The organism is Hyphococcus lacteus (assembly GCF_041058985.1).
Classification (GTDB): Bacteria; Pseudomonadota; Alphaproteobacteria; order Caulobacterales; family Parvularculaceae; genus Hyphococcus; species Hyphococcus lacteus.
This window is the reverse complement of the sequence record NZ_JBEHZE010000001.1, coordinates 1,701,967-1,718,655: the sequence shown is the minus strand read 5'-3', so window position 1 is coordinate 1,718,655 and position 16,689 is coordinate 1,701,967. Positions and strand designations below refer to the sequence as shown.

The window sequence follows — 16,689 nt, the reverse complement described above, 5'->3', positions numbered from 1 at the left end:
ATATACTCACGCTGCCGCTTTAATCGCGACAATATTTTCTACCAGGTCGGCCAATCGCGCCGCCGCTCCAGATTTTACCACACCCTGAGCGGCGCTTGCCATGGTGGCCAATTTCGCCGGCGACGACAATAATTCCGATAATGTCGCGCCAATACGTTCCTCAGTAAATTCCTTTTCCGACAAAATAACGGCTGCCCCTTGTTCGGAAAGCGTTCGCGCATTGCCGGTTTGGTGGTCATCCATCGCGATGGCAAGCGGCACCAAAATCGACGGTCGCCCAATCGCCGATAACTCAGTCACTGTCGAAGCCCCAGCGCGCGCCAAAACCAAATGTGCATTGGCCATGCGTTGCGGTAAATCGCCAAAGAACGGAGCGACTTCTGCACGAATATTTGCTGCCTCATACCTTCGCGCGACTTCACCTTTATCGGCATCGCGTGCCTGATGCGTTACAACCAGCCTCGCGCGAATTTCAGCAGGCAATCCCGCAAGGGCATTGACCGGTGCCGCCGAAAAAATACTTGCGCCCTGACTGCCGCCAAAAATCAAAAGATTGATATCGCTTTCAATGGTTGGGAACGGAGCCCCCTCAACAGCACCGACGGCATCGCGCAACGGATTTCCGACTTCAATCGTATCAACATTGCGCGGCAGCTTTTCAAGCACAGGGAATGCATGCGCCGTGAAGGCAGCATTTTTCACCAGAAGCCGATTAGTTCGTCCAAGCACACCATTTTGTTCGTGCACCCCGTAAGGAATACCCATCAGCGATGCTGCCTTCATCGCCGGGAGGGATGGATAACCACCGAAACCCACTGCTGCAACCGGGCGCCGCTTTTTAAACTCTCGCAATGACGTGACTAATCCCATTGCGATGGAAACCGCCGCAGCACCCTTTGCGATTGGGCCGCCTATCGAGGGTGTCGCCGCAGAAATTTCAAACCGCTCATCAGCCGGAAAACTCTGCGCGTATCGCGCTCCACGCGCATCGGTGACCAACAAAATCCTATGACCACGGCGCTTCAGCTCTTGGGAGAGCGCCTCGGCCGGGAACAAATGTCCGCCGGTGCCGCCCGCCGCCAGCGCAATTAGGCTATGCCCTGTCATGGCATGATATCCTTGCGCCGATAAACACCATGATGCGTACGGGTTAGTGCGAAAATCAGCCCGACCGTCAGTCCGGTCGCTAAAAGTGATGACCCACCATAAGAGATAAATGGCAAGGTCATTCCCTTCGCCGGTAACGCCCGTAATGAAACGCCAATATTGATAATCGACTGAAAGCCTATAAGCGCAGCAAGCCCCGTGGCCGCACATTGCGCAAAAACACTTTTAAGCCCAGCAGCGACGGTCATCACGCGGGCCGTAAAAAATGCAAACAACAAGATAATCAGAAGCGTCAAAACAAATCCAAATTCTTCGGCGGCCACAGCAAAAATGAAATCCGTATGGGCATCAGGCAAAGCGGTTTTAATGGGCGTCGCATCACCACGACCAAACAAACCGCCATTGGCAATCGTCTCCATTGCACGGTCGACCTGATATGTTTCATTCGCACCAGGTTTCAAAAACCCATCAACCCGCGCAGCCACGTGGGCCGACAAAAAATAACCCGCCGTCAACGCGCTCGCGCCCACCACGCCTAAAAGTGCAATCCAAAGCCAACTCCAGCCCGCAACAAAAAACATCACGGCCCATACGGCGGTCATCAAAACCCATTGCCCGAAATCAGGTTGTGCCAACAGTAGCCCTGCGAAAATCGCGTAAAGACCAATAGCGACCGCGCCGCCGGGAAATTTCGGATCGCGCGCGCCCTCCGCCATCATCCACGCAGCGGCAATCACAAATCCAGGCTTGGCAAATTCAGATGGCTGCAACGACAAAGAACCAATATAAAGCCAACGCTTGGCTCCGTTCACTTCTCCGCCAAAGATCAGTACAAATATCATCAAAAACACTGCGCCAGCAAAAACGAATACGCCAAGACGCCTTGCTTGCAGCGGTGTTAAAAAAGCCAGCGCCGTCATCAACAAGATTGTTGGGCCAAGGAAAATAAGCTGACGCATGGGAAAATGAAATTCGCTAACATTACGAATTCGCGCAGCCGCCGACGGACCCGCCGCCATCAAAACCACACCGCCAATCACCATAATAAGCGACAATATAGCAAGAGTAGGCCGATCAATCGACCACCACAGCCGCGCAAAAGGTGAGTTATCTAATCGCGATAGACGCTTCACGCCGCTTCTCCATTACCGACAGAAAGCTCCGATACAAGATCACGGAATGCGTCGCCACGGGCCTCGAAGTTTTTGAACTGATCATAAGACGCACCCGCTGGTGACATCAGAACAACCGGCGCAGAGGCATCGCTTTTCGCCGCATCAGCACTCGCCGCTAGCACAGCTTTCTCAAGATTGCCGCAAGTCACGATCTGAACCGAGCCGTGGAGTTGATCCTCAAACTGTGGCGCTGCATCGCCAATAAGATAGACCGTGCGCACACGGTTCATCATAGGCTTTAGACTTTCAACCCCGCCATCTTTGGCTTTACCACCTGCGATCCAAAAAATATCCTCAAACGCAGAAAGTGCTCGCGCTGTTGCGTCGGCATTCGTGGCTTTAGAATCGTTGATAAACAATACCTTGCCATTGCGCCCAACCTCTTCGAGACGATGCGGCAACCCTTCAAATCGTTGTGACGATTTAATCGCTAAAGACGGTGCAACGCCAAAGCGCTCACAAACAGCAATCGCAGCCGCAACATTTTGATAGTTATGCGAACCACGCAAACTGCGTGCGCCCGTTAATGCACCGGCAACCGCAGTTTTGCCGTCGAGATTAAAATACAACTTATCGTCGAGCGCATAAACACCGCGCCCCAACGCACTACCCGAAGACACAAGACGCACATCGGCATTATTCGATGCCATTAATTGCGTGCATACACTTTGTCCATAATCGTCATCAACACCAACGACCGCGAGATCTGCTGCCGTTTGATTGAGGAATATTCTACGCTTTGCGGCGAGATAACCATCGACCGATCCGTGGCGGTCGATATGGTCTGGCGACAGGTTCAGGAACACCGCCACGTCGAGACGCATTGAATGGGTTAAATCAAGCTGAAACGATGAAAGCTCAAGTACATAAACTGCGTCGCTATCGAATGCAGGCAGTGACAAAACGGCCTCGCCGATATTGCCGCCCACATATACGTCTTCGCCTGCCTGTTTGAGTATGTGCCCAATCAAAGCTGTGGTCGTTGATTTTCCGTTTGATCCCGTGACCCCAACGACGCGAGGACGCGCCTGGGGTTCAAGCGCATTGATGGCGCGGGCAAAAAGCTCGGTATCGCCAACAATGGGGACATTCTCTTGCTGGGCTTTCCGCACAATCGCGTGGGGTTTGGGGTGCGTTAGCGGAATGCCCGGCGAAATAACAATTGCTTCCAGGTCTTTCCACGGCCAGTTTTTTGGGTGCTCACAACGATATTCCGTATCCGCTGTTTTATCGCGTGCATCCCGGTTTTCATCAAACGAATAGACTTGCGCGCCAGACGCCACAAGTGCTTCGCATGTTGCGATCCCGCTTAGGCCGAGACCAAAAACGCCGAAACTTTTTCGTTTTACATCAGGGATCAAAATCATCAATGCGCTCTATCTCAATTTCAAGGTCGCAAGACCAATCAGTGCCAACACAACTGCGATGATCCAGAAACGAATAACAATTGTCGACTCTTTCCAACCTAATTGCTCAAAATGATGGTGGATCGGTGCCATGCGGAAAACACGTTTTCCGGTCAGCTTAAACGACGCAATTTGGATCATCACCGAGAGACCTTCGAGCACAAAAAGGCCACCGACAATCGCGAGAACAATTTCATGCTTTGATGCAACGGCGATAGAACCAATTGCGCCACCGAGAGCAAGCGAACCTGTATCACCCATAAAGATGGCCGCGGGCGGTGCATTATACCAAAGAAAACCAAGCCCGGCACCAATAATCGCGCCACAAATCACCGTTAGTTCGCCCACGCCGGGAACAAATGGAACACCGAGATATCCTGCGTAAATCGCATTCCCCACTAGGTAGGCAATCAACGCATATGCACCGGATGCAATCATAACCGGCACAGTCGCAAGCCCATCAAGCCCATCTGTCAGATTGACCGTGTTTGATGCGCCAACGATGACAAATGCCGCAAACGGAATAATAAGAAGGCCGAACGGAACACCCGGTGCGCTGAACCATTTTTCGAACAAACTTATAGGAACAAAAGGAACCCCCACCGACGTTGCCAAACCAGCGGGCGCATCGGGCGCTTCGGCAAGGGCCGACATACACAAATAAGCGGCCAGCAGCGCGACGGCAAATTGCACAATCAATTTCAAACTTCCGACAACACCATCAGCAGTTTGTTTCGTTACTTTCATATAATCATCAATGAAGCCAAGCGCGCCAAACGCCAACGTCACGCCCATAACAATCCAGACATAGACATTGTCGAGCCGTGCCCAAAGAAAAGTTGCCACCACAAGCGATAGCAAAATCAAAACGCCACCCATTGTGGGCGTGCCCGCTTTTTCGATAATGTGCGTCTGCGGACCATCGGTTCGGATAGGCTGACCGCGCCCTTGCTTACGCCGCATCCAGCTAATGAGTGACGGCCCCAATAAAAACGCAATCAAAAGCGCCGTCATAATAGCGCCGCCCGTCCTAAACGTCAGATAGCGAAAGACGTTGAACAGCTGAAATTGATCCGCAAGCGGCGTTAGCAGGTGATAGAGCATCAGGCCTGACTTTCCTTATCTTCATTTTGTTTATGTCCGCGCTCTTTAAGTGCCCGCGCAACGGCGCTCACCCTAGAGGCGTTTGATCCTTTGACCATTATGATATCGCCGGACGAGACAGCATCAAGCACTGGCCCAACCATGCCCACGGCATCATCTGCGTAAAGCCCGCGCATACTGCTCGGTAGCTCATCCCAAAGATGGCGCATTAATTTGCCCGCCGCATAGACCCTATCGACCTTAGCCGCAACTAACGCTTTAGCTAGATTTTTATGGAGTTTTGGCCCTTCCGGCCCTAACTCAAGCATCTCGCCAAGAATGGCAATGCGCTGGCCCCCATGATTCGGCTCGCTCGCCCCCAATAGGCCGATTGCCGCCACCATCGAAGCCGGGTTGGCGTTATAACTCTCGTCGATCAGGGTTGCTTTTCCGCCGGAAACGTCAACAACAGAACGCGCTCCCCGCCCTTCAGCGGGCACCGTGACCGCAAGCGCCGCGATGGCTTTGTCGAGCGGCGCACCAACTGCATCCGCGGCTGCGAGCGCAGCTAACATATTAAGGGCCTGATGCCGCCCCGGAATTCCGACTGAAAATGCCTGGCGCTTTCCTTTGATCTGGACATCAATGCGCGCGCCATCGCCTTCGGTCTGGTAATCAAGAAGCTGAAAATCCGCTCCCTTACCTTCGCCAAACGTTACGAACGACGCTGCGCCCGCCTGTTCAGCACGGGTTTTCAGAAGTGAATAGAATTCGTTATCAAACGGAAGCACCGCGATACCGCCGGGCGCAAGACCGGAAAATATTTCGGCTTTTGACTCTGCGATTTCTTCGATCGATTTGAAAAATTCAAGATGTGCAGCAGCAACGGTCGTCACAATCGCCGCATGGGGACGAACAAGTTCCGTAAGCGGTGTGATCTCGCCCGGATGGTTCATGCCAATTTCGAAAACGCCATGTTCGGCATGCATCGGCAATCGCGCCAACGTCAGCGGCACACCCCAATGATTATTAAAGCTTTTATCTGCCGCGTGAACTGAACCTGCCGGCGACAAAATGGCTCGCAAGATTTCCTTGGTGCTGGTTTTCCCCGCGCTACCCGTAACTGCAATACGCTTACCAAAATTCCGTAGCCGCGCCGCAGCCGCTAGATCCCGCAATCCATCAAGAGTATCGCCAACAACCAAAAGCGGTGCACCATCAGGTGCGTCATCAGGTGCGCGCGCGACCAGCGCAGCAGAAGCACCGGCGTCGAACGCATTCTTTAGAAATTCATGTCCGTCACGCGCATCGCGAAGCGCCACAAAAATATCGCCCGGCTTTAACGTCCGGGTATCAATAGATATCCCTGCGGCTGACCATTCTTCCGCAATCCAGCGCGATGGATCACCGCCCCGCGCGCATAATGCACCACCTGTTGCGGCCGCAGCTTCAAACGCGTTCCACAATTCCGTATGTATTCGATCAACCGACGCCTGTTCTTTTGTCATCGCCCGAGCTCCTTTAAGCGGTTCGCAACAGCGCTTTGCGCAACTTCAGTGTCGTCGAACGGCAACAGATTTTCACCCACCTTTTGACCAGTTTCGTGCCCCTTCCCCATGATAAGCAGCACGTCACCTTCCTTCAGCGCAGCAACCCCCGTTGCAATCGCCTGCTCCCTGTCACCAATTTCTTGTGCGTCAGGGCATCCCTTTATTACATCCGCACGAATAGCTGATGGGTCCTCTGAGCGCGGATTATCATCGGTGACAATAACCACATCGGCAAACTCACCTGCGGCCGAGCCCATTAATGGACGCTTTGACTTATCTCGATCTCCACCAGCACCAATAATGGCAATAACACGCCGCTCAGCATGTGGCCGTATTGCTTGCAGCGCTGTGGCAACGGCGTCAGGCGTATGGGCATAATCGACAAAAATGCCGGCACCGGCGACTTCCGCCGCTTGCTCCATTCGGCCCCGCGCGCCTTTGATTTGTTCAAGCGCGGGAACAACCTCATCAATGCGCGCACCGGAAGCGATCGCAATGCCCGCCGCGAGCAAAACATTTTCTGCTTGAAACCCGCCAATAAGTGGAATGTCGATGTTGTATTGCTTTCCGCGAATTTCGATATCAAGCACAAGTCCGTTCAAATGCGGTGTACACTGTAATAATTTAATATCGCGGCCATTCACACCTGTTTTGACAGTTGGCAGGCTGCGCGCCCGTGCAATTTCTGATATTTTTTCAGCGCCTTCGCCATCCATATTAATGACAACGGTGCCGCTTGATTTCAGGAGCGTGTCAAACAGGCGTGCCTTAGCCGAAAAATAATCATCAAAATTCTCGTGATAATCGAGGTGATCTTGGGTGATATTCGTAAACGCCGCAACGCTAAACTCAACCGCATCTGCGCGCGCCTGAGCAAGTCCGTGGCTCGATACCTCCATCGCCAAATGCGTAACCCCAAGCCGGGTCATCGCATCAAGCGTTTCATGCAACTTTACGGGATCCGGCGTTGTATGTAGCAGCGGCCGTGAAAAGGCTTTTGATTGCGCCCCGAGCGTCCCGAGAGAAGCCGCGTCCTTACCCAACCTAGCCCATATCTGAGACGTAAAAAGCGCCGTTGACGTCTTACCGTTTGTGCCGGTAATGCCCGCAATGATTTCGGGTTGGCGCGCATAAAACCGAGCCGCTAATTGTGCCAAGCGCCGCCTTGGGTTGGCATCATGAATCGTCGGTACTGATGTTTTGACACCCGGCATTGCAAGAATAGCTGCGGCTCCGTTCTCTTCTGCCTGCGGAATAAAACTAGCGCCATCGGCGACGACGCCGGGAAGCGCCGCAAACAAAAAACCGGGGCCGATCTCGCGACTGTCGGCGGAAATGCCCACAATATTCGGGTCTGGCGTAAACGCATCATATGAAAGCTCCGACAGCCTCATCGTGCGACTTCACTCTCTTGACGGTCGAGCTTTGCCTGACGGCCATAAAACGGCGGCTTACCGGAGACAAATGATGAAAGCGCAGTGGCTTCGTTCACAGGCGTTAAGCCCAACAAAGGGGCCGCGCGCTCAACAAACCGCGAAAATGCCGGCGCTGCATTCCACCCGGCGGTCGCATAGCCGTAGGTTTCTTTAAGGCCTTTAGGTTCATCGAAACTGATCAGAATGGCATAGCGCGGCGCATAACCGGGCACTGCGCCAATAAAGCTGGCGATGCGCGAATTGCGATTATATCCGCCCAGCGACGGCTTATCGGCTGTTGCGGTTTTGCCGATTGGGTAATAACCCGGCGCTTCTGAAAACTTTGCCGTACCGTCTGTGATAACACGGCGGAGGATACGCCGCATTGCTGCGCTCGTATCCTCGCCAAAAACCCGCCGCCCTTCCGGCGAGCGTTCCGACACCAGAAAAGTCGGCGTGTGATACACGCCGCCATTCACCACTGCCGAAAACGCCGTCAGAAGATGCAACGGGGTAACTGAAATTCCGTGACCATAAGAAATTGTGGCTGTCTCAACCGGGCCCCATTGTCGGGGGAGTTCCGGCGAACGATTTTCCGCAAGCTCAATGGGCAATGCTTCAAACAGCCCTAATGATTGCAACATTTTTTGCTGTTGGGTCGCGCCCATTTCAAGCGCCATGCGGGCCACACCGATGTTGGATGAGTACTGAACCACTTCCGATAAACTCAGTATACGGTTCTCACCGTGAAAATCTGTAATTCGGCGATCAGCAACCTTAAAGCTCCCGCGCGCATCATATTCGGTTTTCTCATCCCCTAATCCCAACTCAATGATCGCCGCTGCCGTAAATGCCTTGAATGCCGAGCCAAGTTCATATCGGTCATAAACGGCCCGATTACGGCGGAAATCGGCCGGGACGGCGCCCGGTACATTGGGATCAAAATCAGGAAGGCTAGCAAGTGCAATGACCTCGCCGGTCTGCACATCCATCACAGCCCCCCATGCAGCGATGGCATCGAATTTCTCCATCGTCGTGAACAATTCCTCTTCGAGGATTTGTTGGACGCGGATGTCGATTGATGCGCGCATTGGCCCTGCACCACGGAAACGGTTTGCGACTTTCTCAAGCCCCATGACGCCGCCTTTTCCGCGCTCGTCATGACCAACTACATGGGCCGCTAGCTCCCCTTGAGGGTAAAAACGCTTGGTCCGCGCCGCAAATCGCACCCCGGGCAATCCGAGATCAAAAACAGCGCGGCGTTCGGCTGGTGCCAGATCAGCACGAACCTCCACATAGCGACCCTCTTTGAATTTCAACTCAAGCTCAGCCGGATCTATATCTGGCAGTACGCTGCTCAGCTTACGCGCGGCCTCAGCAGGGTCCCATACCTCCCCGCCCGCAACTTCTAGCGCAATCACCGGCAGGTCAGCCGCCAGCAGAGCGCCATTTCGGTCTACGACTTCAGGGCGTTCATGACTGACCGGCGAGCCAACATGCGCAATGCGTGACGGACCGTCCTGCCCAAAGGAAACCATTGCTAACCGCACGCCCAACGCAGCAAAGACGAAAACAAAAACGACCACGCACATCATAACGCGCGTCCGGGCACGCTCCGCCGTACGGCCACGAGCGCCGGTCGCATGAATTTTTAGCGATACGGATTCAGGTGCATCCTCGCTTGTATCGGCGATCACATAAGCCTTGGGCTTTGGTCTTTTCTGCCGTCCGCGAAACACCGTCCGTTTCGTCCTTCACGTTAAAGTTTAATCCAACTGTGCGCCCGTAACCTGAGCCATCGCCAACGCATGCATGATCACGTCCCCTGAAGGAGAGCTATCAATTTCATCCGATGCGTAATCCTCACCACCAAAGGCCGCTGCAAATTCACGGGCATTCATCATTTGCTCACCAGTTGATGGGCGAAGGTCTGTTTTCGTATTCGCGACCTTTGCAAGGCGCTCTGGATTTTCAAGATAGGCGATTTCGGCGCGCAACATTTGAATTGCCCGCACTTCTTCGACTTGGCTGATTTCTATCTTTTTAATATCTTGACGTAACTCGCGCACTGACACCTCGGCGCGATAGCGCCCAAATGCTGCCGCTGCCAGCAACACGCACAAGAATATGGTCGTAATACGTATCATTTATGTCCTCCGTGCATGAAAGAAAGTTTTATTTCGCGGGGTGCCCCAAGCAACTCGTCACCATCTGGTGCCGGCGGTGCATCGGTCCGAAGCGCCGCACGTAGCTTTGCCGAGCGCGCCCGCGGGTTCATCTCGGCCTCTTCGCTCGAAGCCGCAACTGAATTTTTATACAGAAGCTCAAATGACGCAGCTGCTTCATCAGTAGGCGGAAGATGACGGGATCCACCGCGCTTCGCATCGCTACGCGCAGCGATAAATCGCTTGACAATTCGGTCTTCCAACGAGTGAAACGCAACAACCACAAGCCGCCCTGCGGGCCGCAATAATCGCTCCGCCGCGTACAAGCCAGTGATTAACTGACCCAGCTCGTCATTGACGAAAATTCTTAGCGCTTGAAAAACGCGTGTGGCCGGGTGAATACGTTGATGACCATAAACTGGCGCCGCCTTTTCAACGATAGCAGCAAGCTGAGCTGTAGTTTCGATCGGCGCAACGTCGCGCTCACGCACAATGGCCCGCGCAATCGCACCTGCGCGCTTTTCTTCGCCATAAGACCTAAAAATCGCCGAAAGATCGCGCGCATCAGCGCGTGCCACAACATCGCCTGCATCTGGCTTAGCGCCATCCATACGCATGGACAAAGGCCCATCATGTCGAAAAGAAAAACCGCGCTCGCCTTCGTCAAGTTGCATTGAAGAAACACCAAGATCGAAGACAACGCCGTCAACAACCTCAACGCCTCGTTCCTCAAGCGCCTCTCGCATCTCGGCGAATGGGCGATTGATCAGGAACAACCGCCCGGCAAATTCGGAAACAATATCTTTTGCCCGCTCAATCGCTGTCGGATCACGATCAAAACCATAAACCGTACAATCCGCTGCGTTTAAAATTGCGCGCGAATAGCCGCCTGCGCCAAAAGTTGCATCCACATAAATCCCGCCTGCTTTTGGCGACAGTGCCGTGATAACCTCTTTCAACATGACAGGAGTGTGCGGTGCCGTGTTCATGACGCCTCCACAATCGCCGGAGGATTACGCAACGAAAGCTTTGCATCGCTTGCAAATTTTTTCGCCGCCACAAGAACCTCATCAAAGGCTTCGGGATTCCATATCTGGAACGACCGAATGTGACCCGCAAACATTGCCTGCCCGTCTAAATGCGCATGTTTACGCAAATGATCCGGTAAAACGATGCGCCCCTCTTTGTCAGGCGAGATTGGCGTCAACTGTGTTGCAATCGCGCGCTCCAGACTGACACGCTTGGGCGAGCATGGATCAAGCTGATCAATCATCAGCATCCAATGCTCAAGGTAATCGGCACCGCCACAATCGATACACGGTTCCTCTGTGGACGGAATACAATAGATGACATTTTCACTGGCGAGATCGAGCGCGCGCCGAAACACAGCCGGCGTGGCAAGCCGGCCCTTCGCATCGATTTTATTGACGTATGACCCGAAAAATCGAGCCTCGGCCCCGCGCCGCATGCCGAACTCCTCCGCCGCGACGCTCTAGCCATTGCTCGATTTCAATTAGCCGCTCGCCGCCCCTTACCCGAAAATTTTGGGCAATATTGGGATAGCATGGGATTTCATGGGTGGTCAAAGGATGTTTCGCCACCGGACGGGATTTTTTCACCATGATTACGGAACAGAAACGGAACATCAAAATCATGGTGCAGCGATAGAATCGCTAACCAACGGTTAACAAAGGATGAATGTCCAAAAATCTTTGGGGAAAACAAAAGCGACAGAAAAACCGACGCACATAATTCTACGTCGCCAGCCTCGCCGCAGCGTTTTAAGCAGACTGTTTACGCCGCGTCATTGGCATAAAAACTGGCTCAATATCACTGGTTAGCGTTGAGAGCTTTTTAGCCTCCACGACCGCCGCGTTCAATTTCTCGTTCGCCTCAACCTCGGCTTGCTCAAAAGTCGCCAGCATACCGAGCAGCTTGTGGCGACGATGCCGAGCAACTTCGTCATTCGCATCCCCAAGCCCATCAAGTGAAATTCTTGCGGCGCGCTGTGCAGACCGAAGATCCGAGAGGTCAGCCTCTAGGGCGTCACATTCTTCTCTCGATAACCGAAGTAGCGCGCTGACCCCATTTTGAAAATTATAACCCACCTTACGCCTCCTCTTTTTTATTTACCGCAACGTTCCAGCACCCAGAGTCTGAATCCAAATTTAAAACGCAAACTCCCGGAAAGCGCTCGATACCGTTTCGCATCCGAGAACGTCATGGACACAAAAGCTTTGGCGCGCACTTTTGATCGTGCTTTCATTTATTGATACCAATGCCGCGCACCCTCAACGTCGCCAGGTTAATTCCTGAGCCGTTAATCTCCGGTAAAATGGTGAATGCATTTAAAGAGGAAAAAATTGATTATGCTTAATGACAGGGCATGCAAATCAAGTAATCACTAGGACCTGCTGGTAATAAGTATTTTCGGGAAATTAAAAACCCGCCGCAAAAACGACAAATGTCGTTCATGCCGTTAACCATTATGAAAGCTTATAGTCGTTACCTACCCTACGACAAAGCAAGAGAGCGCGGTCACGTTTCGAGGGGAACAGCGCGCCAACAGGAGACTGAATATGCGGGTTCTGCTGATCGAAGACGACGGCGCCACAGCACAGAGCATCGAACTGATGCTGAAGTCGGATGGGTTCAATTGCTACACCACCGATTTGGGCGAAGAAGGTGTCGATCTTGGCAAAGTCTATGATTACGACATCATTTTGCTCGACCTAAACTTACCGGACATGACCGGGTTTGACGTTTTGAAATCTCTTCGCGTCGCCAAGGTAAACACACCGATCCTTATTCTTACGGGTCAAGGCGATATCGAAACAAAAGTACGTGGTCTCGGCTTTGGTGCTGACGACTATATGACGAAGCCTTTCCACAAAGACGAGCTAGTGGCACGTATCCACGCCATTGTCCGTCGCTCTAAAGGCCACTCACAATCAGTCATCACGACCGGCAAGCTGATCGTCAATCTTGATGCGAAGACCGTCGAAGTCGCGGGCCAACGCGTTCATCTGACTGGCAAAGAATACCAAATGCTTGAGCTACTTTCGCTCCGCAAAGGCACGACACTCACCAAAGAGATGTTCCTAAACCATCTTTATGGTGGCATGGACGAGCCTGAACTCAAAATTATCGACGTCTTTATTTGTAAGCTGCGTAAAAAACTCGCGGCCGCAACGATTGGCGAACATTACATCGAAACTGTTTGGGGACGTGGTTATGTGCTGCGTGATCCACAAGAAGAACAAGCCGCATCCGTTGCCTAAAAACGAGACGCGGTCATAGAAATCGACCCTACACTTGCACCGACTAAAAAATTCGCCCCGGTTTAACCGGGGCGTTTTTTTATGCGGGTCAATTTGCCTGAGAAAGCGCCTCTTCCATCGCTAGGATCGCCTTTTTGCGTGGCGCACCCCAGCGATAATTGTGGACGATACCAGACGATAAGATTACCCGGTGACACGGGATCAACACCGAGATCAAATTCGCCCCCACCGCAGTACCGACAGCCCTGTTCGCTTTTTCCGCACAGATATTTTTTGCGATATCGCCATAGGTCACAAGGTGCCCATAGGGTATTCGCAACAATGCCTCCCAAACCTTGAGCTGGAAATTCGTTCCCCGAACATGCAAGCGCAATGGTTCATTCAACCGACGGTTCATCGCAAAGGCAAATGCCTGACGCGCAAACGGCGTCACATAGTCCGCATCTTGAACAAATGTGGCCGCTGCCCAATCGTGCTTCATCTGCTGCATGCTATCATCTAGATTGGTATCGTCCGCAAAGCTCAGCCAACAGATACCTTTATCCGTTGCGCCAATCAGGACGCGCCCAAGCGGTCCTTCGACCAAGGCAAAGCGAATAAGAAGCCCCGCCCCTTTGCGGCGATAGTCACCCGGCGTCATCGCTTCTGCGGCAAGAAAAAGGTCATGAAGCCGGGACGCACCGGATAGCCCCGCCGAATAAGCAGCAGACAGAACATCTTCGCCGTTTGTAATGGCGCGTTTTGCCTCTTGCGCGGCTAGATATTGCAAAAACCGTTTCGGCGAGACACCTGCGCCCGCCTTGAACACCCGCTGAAAATGCGCAGCCGATAATCCGACATGGGCCGCCGTTTGCTCTAGCGTCGGTTGCGTTTCAGCATTCACCGTTAAAAAGTCGATTGCCCGTGCCACCGGTTCATAACCATCAAGTCGCGCGACCGAAAATTGGGTATGGGAAAGATCATTCATGACGGTAGCAATAATAAATCTTTATGGATGCTGACACCCGATTCTTGCGCACTTTGCAGACAGTTTTTACGCGTCATTAACCCTACTCATGCGTAAATGCGGACGCAACAAATTAAAGGAGGTCATTATATGGAAGATCTTCAGTACATCGTGAGCATTGGTTTTTCGGGCGCGGACCTACCGCGCGCAGTTATTTTGACATTCCTATTCGCCATGTTCGCCAAAGGCGAGACGAATATTTGGAAGGTCGGAATGCTTGCTCTATTGATCGACCGTACCGTCTGGCCAATCGCAGCAATGGGATCGAGCGGCGCAGACATTCAAACGATTTACGCCTCAATCGGCGCGATGGCCAAAAGCTTTCCTGACGATCTCGGAATCTACATCGTTCGATATATTGGCCTTGTCCTAATGGTTGGCGGTTTCCGCTGGATGCGTTCAAGCCTTCATGCGATGCCATCGCGTAAAACGGCTGCGGCCTAAGGTTTGGAAAACGCAACCACTGCGTTTAATCCACCAAATGCAAAAGAGTTTGAGAGCGCCACAGAAATGTTGCGCTCTTTTGCTGTGTTGGGCGCGTAATCCAAGTCACAGGCTGGGTCGGGCTCTTCATAATTGACCGTAGGCGGTACAATACTATTTTTCATGGCAAGGATTGCGGCAATCGTTTCAATTCCGCCAGCGGCACCTAACAAATGTCCGTGCATTGATTTTGTTGAAGACACAACCAGTGCGTCAGCATCATCACCAAAGACAGAGCGGATAGCCTTCGTCTCTGTCGGATCATTAAGCAATGTTCCCGTACCATGTGCGTTAACATAGACCCCAGCTGGGTCATCAACCTTCACGTCTTCCATCGCCAATTCTATTGCACGCGACGCCCCGTCAACCGATGGATTGATCATATCGTTACCGTCGGCATTCATGCCAAAACCGGCAATTCGCGCAATAATCTCCGCGCCACGTTTTTTTGCGTGCTCTTCCTCTTCGAGAACCAGAACGCCCGCACCCTCGCCGATCACCAACCCATTCCGGTTTTTCGAAAATGGCCGACATGTCTCATCCGCAAGAATGTGCATCGCCTTCCACGCTTCGAGTGCACCATAGCTAAGCGCTGCCTCGCTTGATCCCGCAAGGCCAACATCCGCAGAACCAGAGCGGATCAAATCTGCACAAACCCCAATCGCATGGGCACCCGTCGCACACGCGCTTGAGACAGCGAAAGTTGGCCCGCGCAGCCCATGTCGGATCGATAAATGACTGGCCGGCGCGTTGGGAATAATTTTTAGAATTGTCAACGGGTGCGGTCGACGGTCCCGACAGAGCATTGCTTGATAGCCATCATCAAGTGTTGTTTGACCACCAATCCCTGTACCAATGATGCAGGCCGTTCGGGCACCCAGCGCTTCGTCGAATTCAATGCCGGAATTTTTGATTGCCTCGTCAGCTGCGATGACCGCAAGCTGCGAAAAACGATCTGCACGCAACATATCACGACCGAGGCTTTTGATCGTATCATCAATGTCGTCAATAGGTGCGACCGGAACCGTTAGCGAGAATTTATCGGCTGCCTGATATTCGCGTTTGATAATTGCGCTACGCCCTTCGCGCAATCCATCCCAATAAGTTTCAATGTTGTTCCCCAACGGAGAGACAACACCCATGCCCGTGACAACAACATTTCGGGTCATGCTATTTTTTCTTGATCAGCTTATCGAGCGCGTCAAGCAAATCGCCGACGGTCGCCATGTCGCCAAATGGATTCTCGTTCGCATTGAACGGGACTTCGACATTCAGCTTTTCTTCGATTTCGTAAATGATTTCGACGACCGAAAATGAATCGATCCCCAAATCCGCGATAGGTGTATCGCGGTTCAATTCTCCGGTGAGGCCCACCGCATGTTCTTTGATGATTTCCAAAAGGCTGGCTTCATATTCGGCCATCTCGGTTCTCCTTCGCGCCCCACCGCGCATGATTTTGGTTTATCCGATACAGCGTAGATTGGCTAGCGCATCGAAAATTGGTCAGCTTATCGAATTAGTCGCGGAAATTGTTATATTGCAGTGGTTGTTCAAGTTTCATGGACTTCACAAACGCAATGACGTCTTGAAGATCATCTCGCTTTTTGCCGGTCACCCGCAACTCGTTGCCTTGAATAGCGACCTGCACCTTTAGTTTCTCGCCTTTAATTGCTTTGACGATTTTTTTGGCAAGTTCTTTATCAAGCCCTTGTTTCAGTAACACCTGTTGACGAACCGCCTGGCCCGCCGCGGGTTCTTCTTTTTGATAATCGAGCGAGCCGGGTTCGATGCCGCGTTTTTGCATATTGCCTTGAAGAATTTCATGCATCTGACGCAGCTTCATGTCATCGTCCGCAAAAATCGTGATGACGCCTTCTTTCATTTCAATGGTCGATTTCGACCCTTTGAAATCATAACGCGTTGTGATTTCACGGGTTACATTCTGAATAGCGTTGTCTGCTTCGGCGAGATCAACTTCTGAAACGATGTCGAAAGACGGCATAAAAAGGTCTCCAAAT

Annotated in this window: 17 protein-coding genes; 2 read left to right on the top strand and 15 right to left on the bottom strand. The window is 52.5% G+C overall.

What is annotated here, in order from left to right; translation table 11 throughout:
• Positions 1 to 6: 6 nt before the first annotated feature.
• The 11 genes from ABFZ84_RS08240 to ABFZ84_RS08190 form a co-directional block, all read right to left on the bottom strand.
• Entirely contained in the window at positions 7 to 1,107 is a 1,101-nt protein-coding gene (locus ABFZ84_RS08240; protein WP_369313508.1) for a UDP-N-acetylglucosamine--N-acetylmuramyl-(pentapeptide) pyrophosphoryl-undecaprenol N-acetylglucosamine transferase, read from the bottom strand.
• Entirely contained in the window at positions 1,104 to 2,240 is a 1,137-nt protein-coding gene (locus ABFZ84_RS08235) for an FtsW/RodA/SpoVE family cell cycle protein (protein ID WP_369313507.1), read from the bottom strand. The genes ABFZ84_RS08240 and ABFZ84_RS08235 overlap by 4 nt, the downstream gene beginning before the upstream one ends.
• Complete coding sequence (gene murD, locus ABFZ84_RS08230) at positions 2,237 to 3,649, bottom strand: UDP-N-acetylmuramoyl-L-alanine--D-glutamate ligase (RefSeq protein ID WP_369313506.1); 1,413 nt, start codon at positions 3,647 to 3,649, stop codon at positions 2,237 to 2,239. The genes ABFZ84_RS08235 and murD overlap by 4 nt, the downstream gene beginning before the upstream one ends.
• Before the next feature lie 9 nt (positions 3,650 to 3,658).
• Entirely contained in the window at positions 3,659 to 4,792 is a 1,134-nt protein-coding gene (mraY, locus tag ABFZ84_RS08225) for a phospho-N-acetylmuramoyl-pentapeptide-transferase (protein ID WP_369313505.1), read from the bottom strand.
• The gene (locus ABFZ84_RS08220) at positions 4,792 to 6,279 is read right to left on the bottom strand and encodes a UDP-N-acetylmuramoylalanyl-D-glutamyl-2,6-diaminopimelate--D-alanyl-D-alanine ligase (protein WP_369313504.1); all 1,488 of its coding nucleotides are present in this window, start codon (positions 6,277 to 6,279) and stop codon (positions 4,792 to 4,794) included. Before ABFZ84_RS08220 ends, mraY begins: the two co-directional genes overlap by 1 nt.
• A complete protein-coding gene (locus tag ABFZ84_RS08215) occupies positions 6,276 to 7,715 on the bottom strand; it encodes a UDP-N-acetylmuramoyl-L-alanyl-D-glutamate--2,6-diaminopimelate ligase (RefSeq protein WP_369313503.1) in 1,440 nt (479 codons plus the stop codon). The genes ABFZ84_RS08220 and ABFZ84_RS08215 overlap by 4 nt, the downstream gene beginning before the upstream one ends.
• Positions 7,712 to 9,433: a peptidoglycan D,D-transpeptidase FtsI family protein gene (locus tag ABFZ84_RS08210; RefSeq protein WP_369313502.1), complete on the bottom strand. Its 1,722-nt coding sequence runs from the start codon at positions 9,431 to 9,433 to the stop codon at positions 7,712 to 7,714. The genes ABFZ84_RS08215 and ABFZ84_RS08210 overlap by 4 nt, the downstream gene beginning before the upstream one ends.
• A 69-nt stretch (positions 9,434 to 9,502) precedes the next feature.
• On the bottom strand, positions 9,503 to 9,883 hold the full coding sequence (ftsL, locus tag ABFZ84_RS08205; protein WP_369313501.1) for a cell division protein FtsL: 381 nt from the start codon (positions 9,881 to 9,883) through the stop codon (positions 9,503 to 9,505).
• Positions 9,880 to 10,890 carry a 16S rRNA (cytosine(1402)-N(4))-methyltransferase RsmH gene (gene rsmH / locus ABFZ84_RS08200; RefSeq protein ID WP_369313500.1) on the bottom strand — a complete coding sequence of 337 codons (1,011 nt, stop codon included), beginning with the start codon at positions 10,888 to 10,890 and terminating at the stop codon, positions 9,880 to 9,882. Before rsmH ends, ftsL begins: the two co-directional genes overlap by 4 nt.
• On the bottom strand, positions 10,887 to 11,369 hold the full coding sequence (locus tag ABFZ84_RS08195; protein ID WP_369313498.1) for a division/cell wall cluster transcriptional repressor MraZ: 483 nt from the start codon (positions 11,367 to 11,369) through the stop codon (positions 10,887 to 10,889). The genes rsmH and ABFZ84_RS08195 overlap by 4 nt, the downstream gene beginning before the upstream one ends.
• A 313-nt stretch (positions 11,370 to 11,682) precedes the next feature.
• Positions 11,683 to 12,009: a hypothetical protein gene (locus tag ABFZ84_RS08190; RefSeq protein ID WP_369313497.1), complete on the bottom strand. Its 327-nt coding sequence runs from the start codon at positions 12,007 to 12,009 to the stop codon at positions 11,683 to 11,685.
• A 471-nt stretch (positions 12,010 to 12,480) separates the two neighbouring features.
• On the opposite strand from ABFZ84_RS08190, the gene ctrA reads away from it, so the two are divergent.
• Entirely contained in the window at positions 12,481 to 13,182 is a 702-nt protein-coding gene (ctrA, locus tag ABFZ84_RS08185; protein WP_369313496.1) for a response regulator transcription factor CtrA, read from the top strand.
• 88 nt (positions 13,183 to 13,270) lie between these two features.
• Here the strand turns inward: ctrA and ABFZ84_RS08180 are convergent, their stop codons facing one another.
• Positions 13,271 to 14,149 (bottom strand): bifunctional transcriptional activator/DNA repair enzyme AdaA, encoded by an 879-nt coding sequence (locus ABFZ84_RS08180; protein ID WP_369313495.1) that lies wholly within the window; start codon positions 14,147 to 14,149, stop codon positions 13,271 to 13,273.
• Between the two features lie 129 nt (positions 14,150 to 14,278).
• Between ABFZ84_RS08180 and ABFZ84_RS08175 the strand changes: the two genes are divergently transcribed.
• A complete protein-coding gene (locus ABFZ84_RS08175; RefSeq protein WP_369313494.1) occupies positions 14,279 to 14,632 on the top strand; it encodes a hypothetical protein in 354 nt (117 codons plus the stop codon).
• Here ABFZ84_RS08175 and ABFZ84_RS08170 read toward each other — a convergent pair.
• From ABFZ84_RS08170 to ABFZ84_RS08160, 3 genes are all read right to left on the bottom strand, one after another.
• Positions 14,629 to 15,840, bottom strand: a complete 1,212-nt coding sequence (locus tag ABFZ84_RS08170) for a beta-ketoacyl-[acyl-carrier-protein] synthase family protein (protein WP_369313493.1) — start codon at positions 15,838 to 15,840, stop codon at positions 14,629 to 14,631. The genes ABFZ84_RS08175 and ABFZ84_RS08170 overlap by 4 nt on opposite strands.
• 1 nt (position 15,841) lies before the next feature.
• Entirely contained in the window at positions 15,842 to 16,093 is a 252-nt protein-coding gene (locus ABFZ84_RS08165) for an acyl carrier protein (RefSeq protein ID WP_369313492.1), read from the bottom strand.
• A gap of 94 nt (positions 16,094 to 16,187) precedes the next feature.
• Complete coding sequence (locus ABFZ84_RS08160) at positions 16,188 to 16,673, bottom strand: YajQ family cyclic di-GMP-binding protein (protein WP_369313491.1); 486 nt, start codon at positions 16,671 to 16,673, stop codon at positions 16,188 to 16,190.
• Positions 16,674 to 16,689 lie beyond the last annotated feature (16 nt).